The sequence below is a fragment of the Arthrobacter sp. YD4 genome (assembly GCF_030410515.1).
Lineage (GTDB): Bacteria > Actinomycetota > Actinomycetes > Actinomycetales > Micrococcaceae > Arthrobacter.
Genome location: NZ_JAUHHD010000002.1, coordinates 669591 through 686297, shown reverse-complemented (window position 1 = coordinate 686297; position 16707 = coordinate 669591). Strand labels below are relative to the sequence as shown.

The following is a 16707-nucleotide window of genomic DNA, read 5'->3' as shown; positions in this document are numbered from 1 at the left end:
CAGGAGGTTCATTTGCGGTGACTGCACGGCCGCGCACCCGGAACGGGGCGTGACGCAGCACAGACTTCAACAGCTTAGTGCATCCGGGGTGTTTTCGGCGACTCTGCACCCACCGTAATCCCGGGCAGGGCAACGGGAAAGCGGGCCGGCGGCGGTGTGGATAACTTCCGGCCAAGGTCCCTGTGCCATGATCTGCTCATGACCCCGGCCACCGCTCCGCAGTCCTCCGGCTTCCCTGTCCGCCGCAGCCGGCTCCGTTTCATCGTCATGCTCGCCGCCGGACTGGTGTCCGGCGTCGCCGCCGGCGTCGGCGGGCGGTGGGTTGAGGCTCCGGCGGTGGGCTGGAGCGTCGCGGCCTTCATCTATGTCGCCTGGGTGTGGATCGTGATCGGCCGGCTGGATGCGGCGGGGACGCGGGCCCATGCCACCTCGGAGGACCCCTCGCACCGGGTGACGGACCTGATGATCCTCGCCGCCAACCTGGCGAGCCTCGCGGCGGTTGCCGCCGTCGTCATCGATTCGCACAGCGGCAGCGGCGGATTCCGGCTGGCCGGCGGGCTGCTGGCCCTGGCCTCCACGGCGCTGTCCTGGATGCTCGTGCAGACGCTCTTCACCCTGCGCTACGCCGCCCTGTACTTCAGCACCTCTGCGAGGGCGGGTGCCGCAGTGGGCGGCATCGACTTCAACCAGCCGGAGCCGCCGCAGTACACGGACTTCGCCTACCTCGCCACCAGCCTGGGCATGACCTACCAGGTCTCGGACACCGCATTGAAGAACCACGCCATCCGGGCCGAGGCCCTCAAGCACAGCCTGCTTTCCTACCTCTTCGGCACCGTGATCCTCGCCGCCACCATCAACGTGGTGATCGGCCTCGCCAGTTCCTAGCCCGCCTGACCGGCGGGGGTGCGGAAGAAGGCGCCCGTAACCGTGGCCAGGCGGTGCGGGTCCTCGACGCCGCAGAGTTCACGCGCGGAGTGCATCGAGAGCAGCGGGACGCCGACGTCGACGGTGCGGATGCCCAGGCGGGTGGCGGTCAGCGGGCCGATCGTGGAGCCGCACGGCATCACGTTGTTGGAGACGAATTCCTGGTACGGGACGCCGGATTCGGCGCAGAGCCGCGCCCAGAGGGCCGCTCCGGTGGCGTCGGTGGCGTAGCGCTGGTTGGCGTTGATCTTCAGCAGCGGTCCGCCGTTGAGGACCGGCCGGTTGGCCGGATCGTGCCGTTCGGGGTAGTTCGGGTGCACGGCGTGGCCGGCGTCGGCGGAGACGCAGAAGGACGCGGCGAAGGCCTGCCGGCGCTGGCTGGCGGTGGCGCCGAGGCCGTCGGAGATGCGGACCAGGACGTCCTCGAGGACCGGGCCGCAGGCGCCGGAGCGGGAGGCGGAGCCGATCTCTTCGTGGTCGAAGGCGGCGAGGACGGCGATCGGTCCGTCCGCCGGGACGGGCCCCGCGGCGTGGGCGATCAGGGCGGTGAGGCCGGCGTGCGTGGCGGAGAGGTTGTCGAGGCGGCCGGAGGCGAAGAACTCGCCGCGGGCGCCGAAGACGGCGGGGGGCTGGGTGTCGGCGATGACGACGTCGTAGCCGCCGATCTGCGCGGGGTCCACCGTGGCGCCGTCGACCCGGTCCGCGAGCAGGGCCAGGAGGTCGGAATCTGCCGGGTCACCGAGGCCGTAGACCGGGTTCATGTGCTGCTGCTTGTCCAGGGTGAGGCCGTCGTTGACGGCGCGGTCCAGGTGGATGGCGAGCTGGGGGAAGCGCAGCAGCGGTCCGGTGGCGGTGAGGTGTTCGGTGCCGTCGAGCATCACCAGGCGGCCGGCGAGCTGCAGTTCCCGGTCCAGCCAGGAGTTCAACAGCGGGCCGCCGTAGACCTCGACGCCGGCCTGGAGCCAGCCGAACTTGCCGGTGCTGGGCTTGGGCTTGAGCTTGAAGGACGGCGAGTCGGTGTGGGCGCCGAGGATGTTGAAGCCGGTGACGGGGCCCGCCCCTTCCGGGACCACCCAGGCGATCAGGGCGCCGTCGCGCAGCATGTAGAACCGGCCGGTGCCGGCGTCGGATTCCGCGGCGGTGGGCCAGGGCTGCAGTTCGTCGAGGGCGGTGAACCCGGCCTCATCCAGGCGGCGGGCGGCCTCGTGGACGGCGTGGAAGCTCGACGGGGAGGCGCTGACGTACGCGCCGAGGTCCTGGATGTGCTCTGCTGCGGTGGAAGACATGGCTCCGAGTCTAACCGGAGCCCGTTCCTCCCCCGCCGGCCCGCGGAGACGTGGCGGCGGGGGAGGAACGGCGGGATCTACTTGGCCGGGCCGGTGACGGCGGGCTCGGCGTCGGTGACCTCGGCGGCGTTCCGGGCGGTGGCGTCACCCGCGGGGGCGTGGCCCCGGCCGCGGTAGCGGAAGAGCCCAATACCGACGACGACGGCGGCGAGGGCCAGCGAGAGCAGCAGCGATTCGCGGGTGCTGTCCAGGATCACCATGCCGATCAGCAGCGCCACGATGCTGATGATCGCGGCCCAGGTCAGGTAGGGGAAGAGCCACATCTTCAGCTGCAGTTCGCTGGCGGCGGCGCCCATCCGGCGGCGCAGGATCAGCTGCGAGACGGCGATGACGAGCCAGACGAACAGGGCGATCGCGCCGGAGGTGTTGACCAGGAAGAGGAACACGGTGTCCGGGGCGATGTAGTTCAGGCCCACGGTGATGAAGCCGACCACGGTGGAGGCCAGCACGGCGCCGGCCGGGACGCCGCGCTTGGAGATCCGCATCCAGGACTTGGGGGCGTCACCGCGGCGGGAGAGGGAGAAGAGCATCCGGCTGGCGGTGTAGAGGCCGGAGTTGAGGCAGGACAGGACCGAGGTGAGCACCACGATGTCCATGATGGTGCCGGCGCCGGGGATGCCGAAGAGTTCGATCACTGCGACGTACGGGCTCTTGGCCACGGAGGCGCTGTTCCAGGGCAGCAGGGTCACGACGATGGCGATGGAGCCGATGTAGAAGACCAGGATGCGCCACACCGTGGACTTCACGGCCTTCTTGACGGCGTCGACGGGGTTCTCGGATTCGCCGGCGGCGATCGTCGCGATTTCGGCGCCGAAGAAGGAGAAGACGACCACCAGGATGCCGGCCAGGACGGCGCCCGGTCCGTTGGGCATGAAGCCGCCCTTGTTGACCAGGTTGTCCAGGCCCGGGGCGGGGACGCCGGGGATCAGGCCGAGGATGGCGGCGACGCCGAAGAGCAGGAAGAGGACGATCGCGGCGACCTTGATGGAGGCGAACCAGAATTCGAACTCACCGTAGGACTTCACCGAGCCGAGGTTGGTCAGGGTCAGCAGGATCATCAGGGCCAGGGCCCAGACCCACTGGTCGATGCCGGGCACCCAGCGGTGCATGATCGCGGCGCCGGCCGTGGCCTCGATGCCGAGGACGATGATCCAGAACCATGCGTAGAGCCAGCCGATGCTGAACCCGGCCCAGCGGCCCAGGGCCTTGTCAGCGTAGGTGGAGAAGGAACCGGTTTCCGGGTTTGCCGCGGCCATTTCGCCAAGCATCCGCATGACGAGGATGACGACGAGGCCGGCGGCCAGGTAGGCGACCAGGATGCCCGGGCCGGCCTGCTGGATGGCGGCGCCGGAGCCGACGAAGAGCCCGGCGCCGATGACGCCGGCGATGGCGATCATCGAGAGGTGCCGGGGTTTGAGGGACTTGGAGAGTTGCTGGTCAGCCTGCATGAAGCGCCGTCCTTTGTGGGTGGTCTAGGTCCGGGCCGCACGCCGGGCTCAGGGGCCGGGGGGCGTGTGCTGCGGACCACAAGGTCGTTTCACAGTAGACCGGCGGCGGAAGGCGGTGTCCTGTGCAATCCCACAGATTACGGTGCGTGATTTCAGGCGCGGTTCCAGCCCGGGGGCCCGGAGGTCAAAGCCTGTTGCCTCTCAGGCAATTTTGAAATGTGCCTGAAACCACTGCTTCAGGCTCTGCCGGGCCCCGCGTCGGAGCTACCCGCGGGTACCCCTCGCGGGGGCACCGGCGGGTAGCTCAGGTTTAGACGTCGCGCTTCTTCAGCAGGAAGCCGGCCAGGACCAGCGGGATGACCACCCAGGCGCCGAGCACCAGCGCGGCCTGCCACGCCTCGAGGGTGTCCGGGAAGTGCTGGGACGCGGTCATCGGGGTCAGGGTGCTGTCCGGGGTGTACTTGCGCAGTTCCTTGACCACGTCACCCTGGATGATCTGCAGGGCGATCGGCAGCACGAAGAACAATCCCACCAGGGCCATGATGCCACCGGCCGAGTTGCGCAGCAGGGCCCCCAGCGCCAGGCCGATGGCGGCGACGGCTGCCACGTAGGCGCTGTTGATCAGCAGGGTGCGCCAGTTGTGGTCACTGGAGACATCCAGGGTGTGGCCGTACTGCTCGAAGATCGGCACCGCCACAAGGCCGGAGATGTACAGCGACACCGCGGTGACAACAAACGCGGAGACCGCCACGACGATCAGCTTGGCCACGAAGGCCGGGATGCGGCGCGGTACGGCCGTGAACGTGGAGCGCGCCATGCCGGTGGTGAACTCCGAGCTGATGATTAAGACCGCCAGGGAACCGAGGATCAACTGGGCGAAGGAGATCCCGGCACCCGGGGCCGACGCCGCGATGTCACCCTGGGCGGCCAGTGCGGCGGAGCGCTGGGGATCGGCGCCGGAGGACTGGAGGGCCTGGCCGATGCCCCAGGACGCGAGGGCGCCGATGCCCACGATGACCGCGGCGGTGGCGACCAGCAGGATCACGGTCGAGAGCAGGGAGCGGAACTTGATGAATTCGGCATTGAGGACCCGCGGGAAGCTGGGGCCGGGCCCGGTGCTGAGGCCGGCGGGGCGTCCGCTGCCGCCGGCGGCGTGGGCCGGGCCGCCCGGTTCGCGGCGGGAGGGCGTTGGGTCGATGGTGGTGGAGCTCATGGTTCAGTTGCCTCCGGCCTGGGCGGGGGCGGTATCGCCCGTGGTGATCAGCGAGTGGTATTCGACCTCGTCCTTGGTCAGCTCCATGTAGGCCTCCTCGAGGCTGGCGCGGAGCGGGGTGAGTTCGTAGATCATGACGCCGTGCTCCAGCGCGGTCCGGGCGATCCGGCGCGGCTCCAGGCCGGTGACTTCGAGCAGTTCGTTCTCCTGGCCGTCCACGGTGGCCCCGTCGGCGGTGAGCAGGCGCGTCAGTTCGGCGGCCTGGTCGGTGCGGACCCGCACCCTGCCCCGGTCCTTGCCCGTGATGATGTCCTGGATCGGCGCGTCGGCAATGATCCGGCCGCGGCCGATGACGATCAGGTGGTCCGCGGTGACGGCCATTTCGCTCATCAGGTGGCTGGAGAGGAACACCGTGCGGCCCTCGGAGGCCAGGTATTTGACCAGGTTGCGGACCCAGACCACGCCCTCGGGGTCGAGGCCGTTGACCGGCTCGTCCAGGATGACGGTGCGCGGGTCGCCCAGCAGGGCGGCGGCGATGCCGAGCCGCTGGCCCATGCCGAGGGAGAAGCCGCCCACCTTCTTGCGCGCCACCTCGCCGAGGCCGGTCATCTCGATGACGTCCAGGACCCGCTGCTTCGGGATGCCGTGGGTGGCGGCCATGGCGAGCAGGTGGTTGTAGGCGGACCGGCTGGTGTGGACGGCCTTGGCGTCGAGCAGGGCGCCGACGTCGCGCAGCGGCGCGGCGTGCCGGGCGTACGGGACGCCGTCGACGGTCACGGTGCCCGACGTCGGTCGGTCCAGTCCCATGATCATCCTCATGGTGGTCGACTTCCCGGCCCCGTTGGGGCCCAGGAAGCCGGTGACCCGTCCCGGCTGGACGGTGAAATCAACTCCGGCGACGGCGGTTTTGTCGCCGTAGACCTTCGTCAGGCCTCTGGCCTCGATCATGGAAGCGGTCCTTTGCGTAGCGGTGGCTGTGTGGTCCCCACGCTACCCATGCCTTCCGCCAACCGGACCGGTTTGGCAACGGTTTAAGGGATGTTTCAGGGTCGACTCAGGGTCCCGGCACGGGTGCCGGGACCCCCGTCAGTCCTGGTCCCGCGGCGTGTAATAGACCAGGCCGCCGGCCTGGACCGAGAACTCCACGGCCCGGACCCCGGGCATGACCTCCCCGTCGACGGCCAGCACCATGGTGGGTCCGGCGGGTTCCACCCGGATCCGGGTGGCCTCGCGCAGGTGCGTGATGCCGGAGGTCGCGACCGTCCCGGTCAGCACCGCCCAGAGCAGGCGGAGCCGGGCAAAGGACTCGTCCGCGGTGATCATCCGGAGGTCCAGGACGCCGTCGTCGAGCACCGGGCGGACCAGCGGGGCGTGGTCGCGCGGGTAGTAGCGGCCGCGGCCCACGTACAGGATCCAGAGCTTGTGCCGCACCCCGTCCACCACCAGGGTGCTGGGCGTTCCGGCGGCGAAGGTCCGGAACATCGCCACGACGCCGGCCAGCGGCTTGCCGAGGGCGGGCTGGAGCTGTTCGCGGCGCCGGACCAGGTTGGGATAGAGCCCGATGCTGGCGGTGTTGAGCATGGTCAGGTGCTGCCGGACCGGGTCGTCCGGGAGGCCGCGTTCCACCGCGACGTGGCCGATGTCGGCGCGGGCGGCCTCGCCCCGGGTCGCGGCGTCGACGGCGGCCTGGAGGGTGGGGGTGCCGGCGTCGCGGGCGAAGTGGTTCAGGGTGCCGCCGGGCAGGACCAGCAGCGGGAGGGAGTGTTCGACGGCGGCGCCCGCGGCGGTGCCGACCGTGCCGTCCCCGCCCCAGACGCCGAGGGCCTTGATCCCCTCCCGCCGGGCCACCGCCTGGATTTCGGAGTCGACGTCCTCGCCGGCCTGGATTTCCTTGATATACGCCTTGGGGAATACTTCCTGGAGGGCGGCGGCGGTCTGGTCGGCGTAGGAGCCTCCGAGGGTGTTCACGGCGATGCCGAGCCCCTCTCCGTCGGGCAGCCGGTTGGCCTCCACGGGGGTGCGTCGGACGGCGGGAAACGGCGGCCGGACCGGCCACCAGCGCCGGGTCACGAGGGCCGCCCCGGCGCCGATCGCGGAGCCGAAGAAGACGTCCGAGGGCCAGTGCGCCCCGGTGTGCACCCGCGAATAGGCCACCCCCGCGGCGACCGGGGCCAGGGCGGCGCCCAGGGCCGGCCGGACCAGGCCCACCCCCACGGCGAAGGCCACGGCGGAGGCCGAATGCCCCGACGGCATGGAGGAGCTGGTGGGCTGCGGATTCACGAACCGGAAGGTCGGCAGGTGTTCGGGCAGGGGCCGCTGGCGGGGCAGCAGCGACTTGAAGACCACGTTCGTCACCGCGGACGCCACGCCCTGGGCCAGCAGTCCGTGCAGGGCGGCCCGGCGGGTCTTGCCGGGAACCAGGGCCAGTCCGGCGGCGATCCCGATCCAGAGCTTTCCGTGGTTGGCGGCGGCGGAGAGGTTCCGGAAGAAGTCGTCGTGGCTGCCGTGGGGGAGCCGCGAGACCTTCCGCACCAGCCGGCGGTCCAGCTTCTCAAAGTGGCGCGGGGTTTTGGCCAGCATGCTTCGCATCTGCCCACCTTACTGCCGGCCCGGCGGCGGCGTGCCCTACGCGGCGCGTAGCGGCTTCGCGGCGCCCGCCAGCAGCAGCGCCAGCAGGATGGGCGCCCCGATGGCCAGCAGGGCCAGCCTGATGCCGGTCAGGTCGCCCAGGTAGCCGAGCAGCGGAGGCCCGGCGAGGAACGCGACGTAGCCCAGCGTGGACACCACGGAGACCCGGACGGCGGCGCGGCGCGGGTCGTCCGCCGCGGCGGACATCCCCATCGGGAAGGCCAGGGCGGCCCCCACGCCCCAGAGTGCCGCGCCCCCGGCCGCCACCCAGAGGTTGCCGGCGAAGACGAACAGGGCAAGTCCCGCGGCCGCGGCGCCCATGCTGGCGCGCAGCACCGGCACCCGGCCGTAGCCGTCGATCAGCCGGCCGCCGAACAGGCGCATGGCGGTCATGGCGAGGACGAAGACGGCAAACAGCAGCGCCCCCGTCGATTGCGGGGCGCCCAGGCCGTCGACGGCCGCCTTGGCGATCCAGTCGTTGCCGGCGCCCTCGGTCAGGGTGGCACCGAGGACGACGACGCCGATCAGCACCGTGCGGCCCTCCCGCCAGGCCGAGCCGGCGCGCGGTGCCCCGGCGTCGGCGTCGTGCGATCCGTCCGCTTCCGCCGCGTGCGGGAGGAAGTAGCGGGGCGCCGTCAGCGCCGCGACGACGACGACGGCGGCGATGACCAGCAGGTGGATGGGCAGGCCGATGCCCAGCTGGGAGAGCCCGGCGCCGATCAGTGCACCCACGAACGCCCCGCCGCTGAACGCGGCGTGGAACTGCGGCATGATGGTGCGGCCCAGTTGGTGTTCGACGTCGGCGCCCTCGATGTTCTGCGAGACGTCCCAGAGCCCGATCCCGATCCCGAAGAAGAACAGCGAGACGGCGGTCCCGGGGATCGAGACGGCGTTCAGGGAGATGGCGATGCCGGCACCGGCGACGGCCGCGAGCAGCCCGGCGGCCCGGATGGTGTTGGCCGTGCCCAGCCGGTTGACCACCCAGCCGGCGGTCGGCAGGGCGATCAGCGACCCGACGGCCACGCAGAGCAGCAGCGTTCCCATCTGGCCCGAGGTGATGCCCAGGATGTCGGTGACCGCGGGGATCCGGGCGGCCCAGCTGGCGAAGACCAGCCCGTTGATGCCGAAGACCAGGAAGGTGGCCGTGGCCGCCGCCCTGAGGGGTTGGCGGGTCTGAAGCTTGCTCATACGGTTACCACTTCCACACAGTGACGGGCGAGTTCGGCGCGGTCCGCCGGGGTCAGGTCTTTGTCGGTCACCAGGACGTCCACGGCGTCCAGGGCGGCCACCAGCGCTACGGCGCCGGCGTCCCATTTGGCCGCCGAGCAGGCGGCGATCACGCGACCGGCCGACTCAAGTCCGGCGCGTTTGACGGCGGCGTCCTCCAGGTCGTGGGCCAGCAGGCCGTCGCGCAGGCTTACCGCGCAGGGGGTGACGACGGCGGTGTCGAACCGGAGGGCCCGGACGGTGGACTCGGTCAGCGGGCCGCGGAAGGAGAGTTCCCCTGGGCTCAGGCTGCCGCCGGGCAGCAGCAGCGCCGCCCGCCGGCCGGCCGTGGCGCCGCCGGCGAGGGCGTTGACGGCGGGCAGGGACATGGGCATGACGGTCAGTTCACGGTGTTGCAGCTGCCGGGCCACCTCGGTGGCGGTGGTGCCGCTGTCCAGCCAGACGTGGGTCCGGTCCCGGAGGAGTCCGGCGACGCCGGCGGCGATGCGGGCCTTGGCGTCCTGGTCCTCGAGTTCGCGCTGGCCGTACTCGGGGTGCTCGCCGCCCGCGACGAGGCTCTGCGCCCCGCCGTGGACCCGGCGGAGCACGCCGTTGAGGGCCAGGACGTCCAGGTCGCGCCGGATGGTGGCGCCGGAGGCGCCGCACTCGGCGACCAGTTCCTCCACGCTCACGCGGTCGCGGCCGCGCAGCAGTTCGCCGATGCGGCGGTGCCGCTGCTCAGTGTTCATGAGCAAACAGTAGCGTTAAATGATCAAATGATCACGCGCAACGCTCATGTGCACATTCATCGAACCCGGTCCACGCGCTTTTCGTCCCAGACCGGCTCCGCGGATTCGTAGACCTTGCCGTCGGAGCCGAAGACCAGGAAACGGTCGAAGGTCCGCGCGAACCAGCGGTCGTGGGTGACGGCCAGGACGGTGCCCTCGAAGTGGCCGATGGCGCGTTCCAACGCCTCGGCCGAGTGCAGGTCCAGGTTGTCGGTGGGTTCATCGAGCAACAACAGGGTGGCGCCGGAGAGCTGCAGCAGCAGAATCTGGAACCGGGCCTGCTGGCCGCCGGAGAGGGACTCGTACTTCTGCTCGGACTGGCCCGCCAGGCCGTAGCCGTCAAGCGCGCCGGCGGCGGCCTCGCGGGCCAGGCCGGAGCGGTGTTCGTCGCCGCGGTGCAGGATCTCCAGCAGGGTCTTACCCAGGAGGTCCGGGCGGACATGGGTCTGGGCGAAGAAGCCGGGCCGGATCCGGGCGCCGAGCTTCACCGTGCCCTCGTGCGGGACCTCGGCGATCTCGACAAGCGGCTGCGGCGAGGGCCCCTCCCCGAGCTTGCGAGGGGTGGGAGCCGCAGGCAGCGCGGAGACGGGCAGGTGTTCGCGTTCCGGGTCGGTGCCGCCGGTCGCCAGCAGACGCAGGAAGTGGCTCTTGCCGGAGCCGTTGGAGCCGAGCACGCCCACCCGGTCACCGAACCAGATCTCGGTGGAGAACGGCTTCATCAGCCCGGTGAGCTCCAGCTTTTCGGCCACGACGGCGCGCTTGGCGGTCCGGCCGCCCTTGAGCCGCATCTGCACGTTCTGCTCGATCGGCAGGGCCTCGGGCGGGCCGGCCTCGAGGAACTTCGCCAGCCGGGTCTGCGCGGCGTGGTACCGGTTGGCCATGTCGGAGCGGAACGCGGCCTTGTTCTTGTACATGTTGACGAGTTCCTTGAGCTTCACGTGCTCCTCGTCCCAGCGCTTGCGGAGCTCCTCGAAGCGGGCGTTGCGGTCCGCGCGGGCCTCTACGTAGGAGCCGAAGCCGCCGCCGTGGACCCAGGCGCCGGCGCCGTTGATGCCCGGTTCCAGGGTGACGATGCGGCCGGCGGCGTTGTTCAGCAGCTCGCGGTCGTGGCTGATGAAGAACACGGTCTTCTTCGACTCGTTGAGCTTCGCCTCGAGCCAGCGCTTGCCGGGGACGTCCAGGTAGTTGTCCGGTTCGTCCAGCAGCAGCAGTTCGTCCGGGCCGGCGAAGAGGGCCTCGAGGACCAGGCGCTTCTGTTCGCCGCCGGAGAGGCTTGAGGCGGGCCGGTGCTGGGCGCGGTCGAAGGGCAGGCCCAGCGCGGCCATGCAGACCTCGTCCCAGACGGTTTCGACGTCGTATCCGCCGGCGTCGCCCCAGTCCACGATCGCCTGGGCGTACTTCATCTGGGTCGGCTCGTCGTCATGTTCGATCATGGCCAGTTCGGCCTCGTCGACGGCGCGCGCGGCCGCGGCCAGCGCGGGCGGCGCGGCGGAGACCAGCAGGTCCCGGACCGTGGAGTCGTCGCGGACCTGGCCGACGAATTGCCGCATGATGCCCATGTTGCCGGAGCGGCCGATCACGCCCTCGTCCGGCGTGAGGTCACCGGCGATGATGCGGAAGAGCGTGGTCTTGCCGGTTCCGTTGGGTCCAATCAGCGCCGTCTTGGTGCCGTCGGGGACCTTGAAGGTCACGCCGTTGAGCAGCTGGGTGCCATCGGAGAGGAAGTAGTCGATGCCGGAAACGTCAATATGGGCCACGCTTCCATCCTCGCACGGAGCCCCGCGGTCACGGCCGCGGGGCTCCGGGGTGCCGGCCTAGCCGGCGCCGGTCAGGAACTCCTTGAGCAGCGGCCCGGAGGTGGTAGCACCCAGCCCGCCGTCCTCCACGAAGACGGCGACGGCGAGGTCGCCGTGCGTAGCCACGATCCAGGCGTGGGTCTTCGGCGGGTTGTCCGAGCCAAACTCGGCCGTGCCCGTCTTGGCCCCCACCGGGGCGCCGGGAACGGAGGCGAGGAAGCCGGCGTGCCCGGAGGTGATGACGGCGCGCATCATGTCGGCCAGGGACGCCGCCTCGGCCGGGGTCAGCGGGGTACCGGAGGCCGTCGGGGCGGCGGTCGCCGAGGAGGTCGCACCCGGCGACCCGCTGGCGGAAGCACTTGCGGCTGCCGTCGCGGCGGGAGACGCGGAGCCGGTGGCGCCCGCCGTCGTTCCCGGCGTGCCGGCGGGTGCATCAGGGTTCGTCACCAGGACCGGCGACACGGGGGCGCCCTTGGCCACGGAACCGGCCATCACGGCCGCCACAAGCGGGGACAGCAGCACCTTGCCCTGGCCGATCATCGAGGCGGCGTGTTCGGTGCCGCCGGCCTGGCCGGGAACGGACCCCAGGAACGCGGCCGCGCCGAGCTTCGGGGCGTCGACGCCCACGCCCAGGGACGCCGCGGTGCTTTCCAGCTGGGCCTGGCTGACCTTGTCCCGGGCGTTGATGAAGGCGGTGTTGCAGGAGTGCGCGAAGGCATCCCGCAGGGCCACCGAGCCCAGCGAGGAGGCAGGGTAGCCCTCCGCGTTCTTGAAGGTCCGGCCGTCCACCTCCAGGGTGGCGGGGCAGTCGACCTTGCTGTCCGGGGTCATGCCGCCGCGGATCAGCGCCAGGGAATCGACGATCTTGAAGATGGATCCGGGGGCGTACTGTCCCAGCATGGCGGTGTCGTAGCCGTTGCTGCCGGGTCCGGAGGCGGCGGCAAGCACGGCGCCGCTGGAGGGCCGGAGCGCCACGATCGCGGACGCCGGTCCCACCTTGGCCAGGGTGTCCTCGGCCAGCTGCTGCAGCTTCGGATCCAGGGTGGTCTTCAGCGGGGCGCCCGGCTTCATGGCGACCTGGAAGAGCATCCGGCGGCCGGCGTTGGGCTGGGCCTGGCGTTGTTCCGGAGTGAGGCCGGGGACCTGGGCGAAGACCTGGACGCCGTCCGTGCCGCGCAGCCGGGCGTCGTACTGCTGCTGCAGGCCGCCGGTGCCGGTGCTGTCCCCGTTCTTGAGCGCGCCGCCGGACTTTTCGATCTGTTCGGCGCTGGCCTCGGCCACGGAGCCGAGGACGGCCCGGGCAAAGGTCCGCGTGGGTGCCAGCGGAAGCGCGTCGGCGATGGCCCGGGCTCCGGGGATCGCGGCGATCTGCTCGTCCGTGACGGTCCGGCCGTCCTGCCGCAGCGTGATGGCGGCGACGAAGGCCTGCGGGCCGGCGGCCTGGACCTGCTGGGTGTACCCGGCCGGGTCCACGCCCACCAGGGCCGCGAGCTTCGCGGCGGAAGCCGCCGGGTCGGCTCCGCCGAGGGTGGTCTTGTCGATGCCGACGTTGACCACCGCGCGGGAGGTCACCAGCGGCACGTCCCCGGCACCGAGGATGTCGGCCCGCTGCGGCGCCTGCGTGGAGGTGGCCAGCACCTCGGTATCGGTCAGCCCCGGGGCCAGCAGGTCCGGCTTCCAGACGGTCTGCCAGGTGTCTCCGGCCTTCTTCAGCTGGGCGGACACGGTGTACTTCCATTCGGATCCGCCGATGGTCCAGCTGATGTCCAGCGGGAGGGTGGCGGTGTCCTTGTCCACGGTGAGGTCACCGCCGTGGACCGTGGGCTTGGCCGGTTCGAGGGCCTTGAAGGCCTCGTGCAGCCGGTCATTGGCGGCGGAGGAGTCCTTGCCCTGGAACGGGACCGCGCCGACGTCGAGCGCGGAGAGGCCGGAGGCGAGCTTGTTGGCGGCGTCCTGGGCCCCCGAGCGGCCGTCGTCGCAGGCCACCAACGAGGCGGCGAGCACCAGTCCGGTCAGGCCAAAGGTCAGTATGTGTTTTTTCCCCATTCGCGCCATTATGCCCTGAGCCCCGGATATCGCCGTGTCACGCGGCGTCCCCCGGGGTCCCGGCGTTCACCCGCCGGGCAGCGTCACCCGCCGCCGGGGCGGATGATCCGGCGTTGCGTCGCCGCGGCGATGGCCGCCGTCCGGTTGTCGACGCCGAGTTTGGCGTAGATATGCGCCAGGTGGGTCTTCACGGTGGCCTCGGAGATGAACAGTTCCTTGGCGATGGCGCGGTTGGCCAGGCCGGTGGCCAGCAGTTCCAGCAGTTCCAGCTCCCGGGCGGAGAGGGCCGGATCCGGGTTCCGGATCCGGCCGAGCAGCCGCGCCGCAACCTCGGGGGCCAGGGCAGTGCGGCCAGCGGCGGCGGCCAGGACGGCGTCGCGGAGCTGCTCGGGCGGGGCGTCCTTGAGCATGTAGCCGCTGGCGCCGGCTTCCACCGCGGCCAGGATGTCGGCGTCGGAGTCGAAGGTGGTGAGGATCAGGACCGGGGGCGGGGGAGTCCCGGCCGCGCCGGCGCGGATCCGGCCGGTCGCGGTAACGCCGTCCATGCCCGCGCCCATCTGCAGGTCCATGAGGACGACGTCGGCCGGTTCGCCGAGTGTGTGGAGACGGGAGAGTTCGGCGATCGCGGCGGCGCCGTCGGCGGCCTCCGCGGCGACGGTGATGCCCTCGCAGCCGGCCAGCATGGCCCGCAGACCGGCGCGGACCACGGGGTGGTCATCGACCAGCAGGACGCGGATGTCGTTCATGCGGCCGCACCGCCCAGCGGCAGGCGCAGCGCCACCACGGTGCCCTCCCCGGGCGCGGACTCGACGGCGAAGGAGCCGCCGAGCGCCGCCAGCCGGTCCTGCAGGGTGCGCAGGCCGAAGCCGGAGCCGTCCGGGCGGCCCGCGGTGGCCCGCGGGTCGAAGCCCTGCCCGTCGTCGAAGATGTCCATGGTGACCTCCGTGTCGAGGAATCCGATCGTGACCACGGCCGTGCCGGCGGCGGCGTGGCGGCGGACGTTGGCCAGGCTGGCCTGGGCGGCGCGCAGCAGGGTGGCCTGGTAGGGCCGGGGCAGCTCAACGGGTGTACCGGTGAGCTCAAGCCGGCAGGCCAGGGGCGTTCCCTGCGCGGCGGCCTCGGCCTCCGTACTCTCGCAGAGCCGGCGCAGGCTGGTCGGCAGCGACTCGCGTTCCAGGACGGGCGGCTGCAGCCCGCGGACGAAGTTGCGGGCCTCGGCTAGGTTTCCGGCGGCCGTGGCCTGGACCGTGTGCAGCCGCGCGGCGGCGAGGTCTGTATCTCCCGCGGCCAGCGCCTGCTCCGCGGAGCGTCCCATCAGCACGATGCTGGAGAAGCCCTGGGCTAGGGTGTCATGGATTTCGCGGGCCAGCCGGGCGCGTTCGGCGAGGATGCCGGCGTCGTGTTCGCTGCGGGCCAGCTCGGCGCGGGTGCGCCGGAGTTCCTCCGCCACGCGGCGCTGCTCCTTCGCCTCGGTGTAGAGCGCCCGGTAGGCGAGGCCGGTGACGACGGCGAACGCGGCGCCGAAGCTGGGTCCCAGCACCATCGGCAGCTGCAGCGGCGTCCCGGCGGGGCCGCCGCCGTGGAACCAGAGCGCGGCGATGACCAGGGCGGTGCTAACGGCGATCGCAGCGAGGGCACCCGCCCGGGGCAGCACCTGAAGCTGGAGGAAGAACAGCGGGAAGGCGAGCCAGACAAAGTCGGCGCTGCCGGCGATCAGGGCCAGCCAGAGCAGGCACACCAGCGCGAGCCACCAGCGGGCGTGCGGACTCGGGTCGAAACGCCCGGGCAGCGCCGCGTGCCGCTTCTCCAGGACCGTTCCGGCCAGGTAGACCCCGGCGAGGGCGACGGCCAGGACCAGCTGCAGCCAGGCCGCGCCGGTGCCCAGGCCGCCGCCCAGCAGCCGCGCAACCGCCACCAGCAGGAGCACCGCGAAGCCGACGTGCAGGCTCACGCGCAGCACACGCAGGATCACCGCCGTGCCCGCCGCCTGCCGGGTGTCCCCCGCCTCGCTTTCCATGTCCTCAGCCTAGCTTTGGCACCCTGCCCGGGAGCCCGCCCAGGGCCCGCGGGACACCGTAATCATCCTTTTGGATGATCCTGCGCCCCTCCGATCGTCCCGCCGGGATCATCCGGGCACCCGATGGCATTGCCGCCGGCCCCGGCGAGAGTGGAAGAAAGGCTTTTCAACCCGCAAAGGACACCCATGTTTCTCGCTCTCCGCGACATCCGCTTCGCCAAGGGCCGTTTCGCCCTGATGGGCGGCGTCGTCGCCCTGATCACCCTGCTGCTGGTGATGCTCTCCGGCCTCACCGCCGGCCTCGGCAACCAGTCAACCTCCGCCATCGCCGCCCTCCCGGCGGACCACATCGTGTTCGGCGCCCCCGCCGGGACCACACCCACCGCCTCCTACACGGAGTCCTCCGTCACCGCGGCCCAGCTGGCCCACTGGAAGAACCACGACGGCGTCACCAACGCGGAGCCGCTGGGCATCAGCCAGACCCGCTTGCAGGCCGTGGCCCCGGGCGGGGAACCCGCCGGCTCGGCGAATGTTGCCGTCTTCGGCGTGACCGGCGACGGCGCGCTGGCCCCCGCGCAGGTGGCCGAGGGCACCGTGGTGATCGGGGCCGGCCTGGCCAAGGACCTGGACCTCGCACCGGGGCGCCGGGTCAGCGTGGGCGGCAGCTCCCTGGCCGTCGCCGCGGTGGTTCCGGACCAGTGGTACTCGCACACCGCCGTGGTCTGGACCTCCCTGGCGGACTGGCGCACCCTCTCACACCTCACCGACCCGGCCGCCGTGGCCACGGTCCTGGCCGTCGGCACCTCGGCCGGGACGGACCTCGGCGCCGCCGACGCCGCCGCGGGAACCGTCAGCGCCACCCGCAGCGGCTCCTTCCAGGCCCTCGGCTCCTACCGCAGCGAAAACGCTTCCCTGCTGCTGATGCAGTCCTTCCTCTACGGCATCAGCGCCTTGGTGGTGGCCGCCTTCCTGACCGTGTGGACCGTCCAGCGGACCCGTGACATCGCCGTCCTCAAGGCGCTCGGCGGTTCCACCCCGTACATCCTCCGGGACGCCATGGTCCAGGCCGCCGCCGTGCTGGCCGCGGGGGCCCTGGCCGGAGGCGCGGCGGGCGCTTTCGGCGGACTGCTCGCCGGGAAGGCCGCGCCGTTCCTCACGGGCCCGGCCACCACGCTGCTGCCCGTCGCCGGCGTCGTGCTCCTGGGGCTCGCCGCCTCCGTCCTCGCGGTCCGCGGCGTCACCCGGGTGGACCCGCTGCTGGCCCTCGGCGGCAACTAACGCGGCGTGCCACCGGC

13 protein-coding genes are annotated in these 16707 nt (G+C 71.6%); 2 read left to right on the top strand and 11 right to left on the bottom strand.

From position 1 onward, the window contains the following. Window positions 1–198 precede the first annotated feature (198 nt). The gene (locus QWJ39_RS07665) at window positions 199–885 is read left to right on the top strand and encodes a DUF1345 domain-containing protein (protein WP_290257142.1); all 687 of its coding nucleotides are present in this window, start codon (window positions 199–201) and stop codon (window positions 883–885) included. On the opposite strand, the gene QWJ39_RS07660 is transcribed toward QWJ39_RS07665, so the two are convergent. From QWJ39_RS07660 to QWJ39_RS07610, 11 genes are all read right to left on the bottom strand, one after another. Then, a complete protein-coding gene (locus QWJ39_RS07660; protein ID WP_290257141.1) occupies window positions 882–2210 on the bottom strand; it encodes a M18 family aminopeptidase in 1329 nt (442 codons plus the stop codon). The two genes, QWJ39_RS07665 and QWJ39_RS07660, sit on opposite strands and share 4 nt — an antisense overlap. 77 nt (window positions 2211–2287) lie before the next feature. Beyond that, window positions 2288–3718 (bottom strand): amino acid permease, encoded by a 1431-nt coding sequence (locus tag QWJ39_RS07655; RefSeq protein ID WP_290257140.1) that lies wholly within the window; start codon window positions 3716–3718, stop codon window positions 2288–2290. Between the two features lie 310 nt (window positions 3719–4028). Then, window positions 4029–4931 (bottom strand): ABC transporter permease subunit, encoded by a 903-nt coding sequence (locus tag QWJ39_RS07650; protein ID WP_290257139.1) that lies wholly within the window; start codon window positions 4929–4931, stop codon window positions 4029–4031. A 3-nt stretch (window positions 4932–4934) separates the two neighbouring features. Continuing rightward, window positions 4935–5879 (bottom strand): ATP-binding cassette domain-containing protein, encoded by a 945-nt coding sequence (locus tag QWJ39_RS07645; RefSeq protein ID WP_290257138.1) that lies wholly within the window; start codon window positions 5877–5879, stop codon window positions 4935–4937. A gap of 138 nt (window positions 5880–6017) precedes the next feature. Beyond that, window positions 6018–7520, bottom strand: a complete 1503-nt coding sequence (locus QWJ39_RS07640) for a bifunctional phosphatase PAP2/diacylglycerol kinase family protein (protein ID WP_290257137.1) — start codon at window positions 7518–7520, stop codon at window positions 6018–6020. Between the two features lie 36 nt (window positions 7521–7556). Next, window positions 7557–8747 (bottom strand): MFS transporter, encoded by a 1191-nt coding sequence (locus tag QWJ39_RS07635; RefSeq protein ID WP_290257135.1) that lies wholly within the window; start codon window positions 8745–8747, stop codon window positions 7557–7559. Next, window positions 8744–9514: a DeoR/GlpR family DNA-binding transcription regulator gene (locus QWJ39_RS07630; protein WP_290257134.1), complete on the bottom strand. Its 771-nt coding sequence runs from the start codon at window positions 9512–9514 to the stop codon at window positions 8744–8746. The genes QWJ39_RS07635 and QWJ39_RS07630 overlap by 4 nt, the downstream gene beginning before the upstream one ends. Window positions 9515–9570: 56 nt before the next feature. Next, window positions 9571–11310, bottom strand: coding sequence for an ATP-binding cassette domain-containing protein (locus tag QWJ39_RS07625; protein ID WP_290257133.1), 1740 nt, complete (start codon window positions 11308–11310; stop codon window positions 9571–9573). A gap of 57 nt (window positions 11311–11367) precedes the next feature. Then, the gene (locus QWJ39_RS07620; protein ID WP_290257132.1) at window positions 11368–13395 is read right to left on the bottom strand and encodes a penicillin-binding transpeptidase domain-containing protein; all 2028 of its coding nucleotides are present in this window, start codon (window positions 13393–13395) and stop codon (window positions 11368–11370) included. 83 nt (window positions 13396–13478) lie between these two features. Beyond that, window positions 13479–14141, bottom strand: a complete 663-nt coding sequence (locus QWJ39_RS07615) for a response regulator transcription factor (RefSeq protein ID WP_290257131.1) — start codon at window positions 14139–14141, stop codon at window positions 13479–13481. Beyond that, the gene (locus QWJ39_RS07610) at window positions 14138–15412 is read right to left on the bottom strand and encodes a sensor histidine kinase (RefSeq protein WP_290257130.1); all 1275 of its coding nucleotides are present in this window, start codon (window positions 15410–15412) and stop codon (window positions 14138–14140) included. Before QWJ39_RS07610 ends, QWJ39_RS07615 begins: the two co-directional genes overlap by 4 nt. 186 nt (window positions 15413–15598) lie before the next feature. On the opposite strand from QWJ39_RS07610, the gene QWJ39_RS07605 reads away from it, so the two are divergent. Then, a complete protein-coding gene (locus QWJ39_RS07605; RefSeq protein ID WP_290257129.1) occupies window positions 15599–16690 on the top strand; it encodes an ABC transporter permease in 1092 nt (363 codons plus the stop codon). Window positions 16691–16707 lie beyond the last annotated feature (17 nt).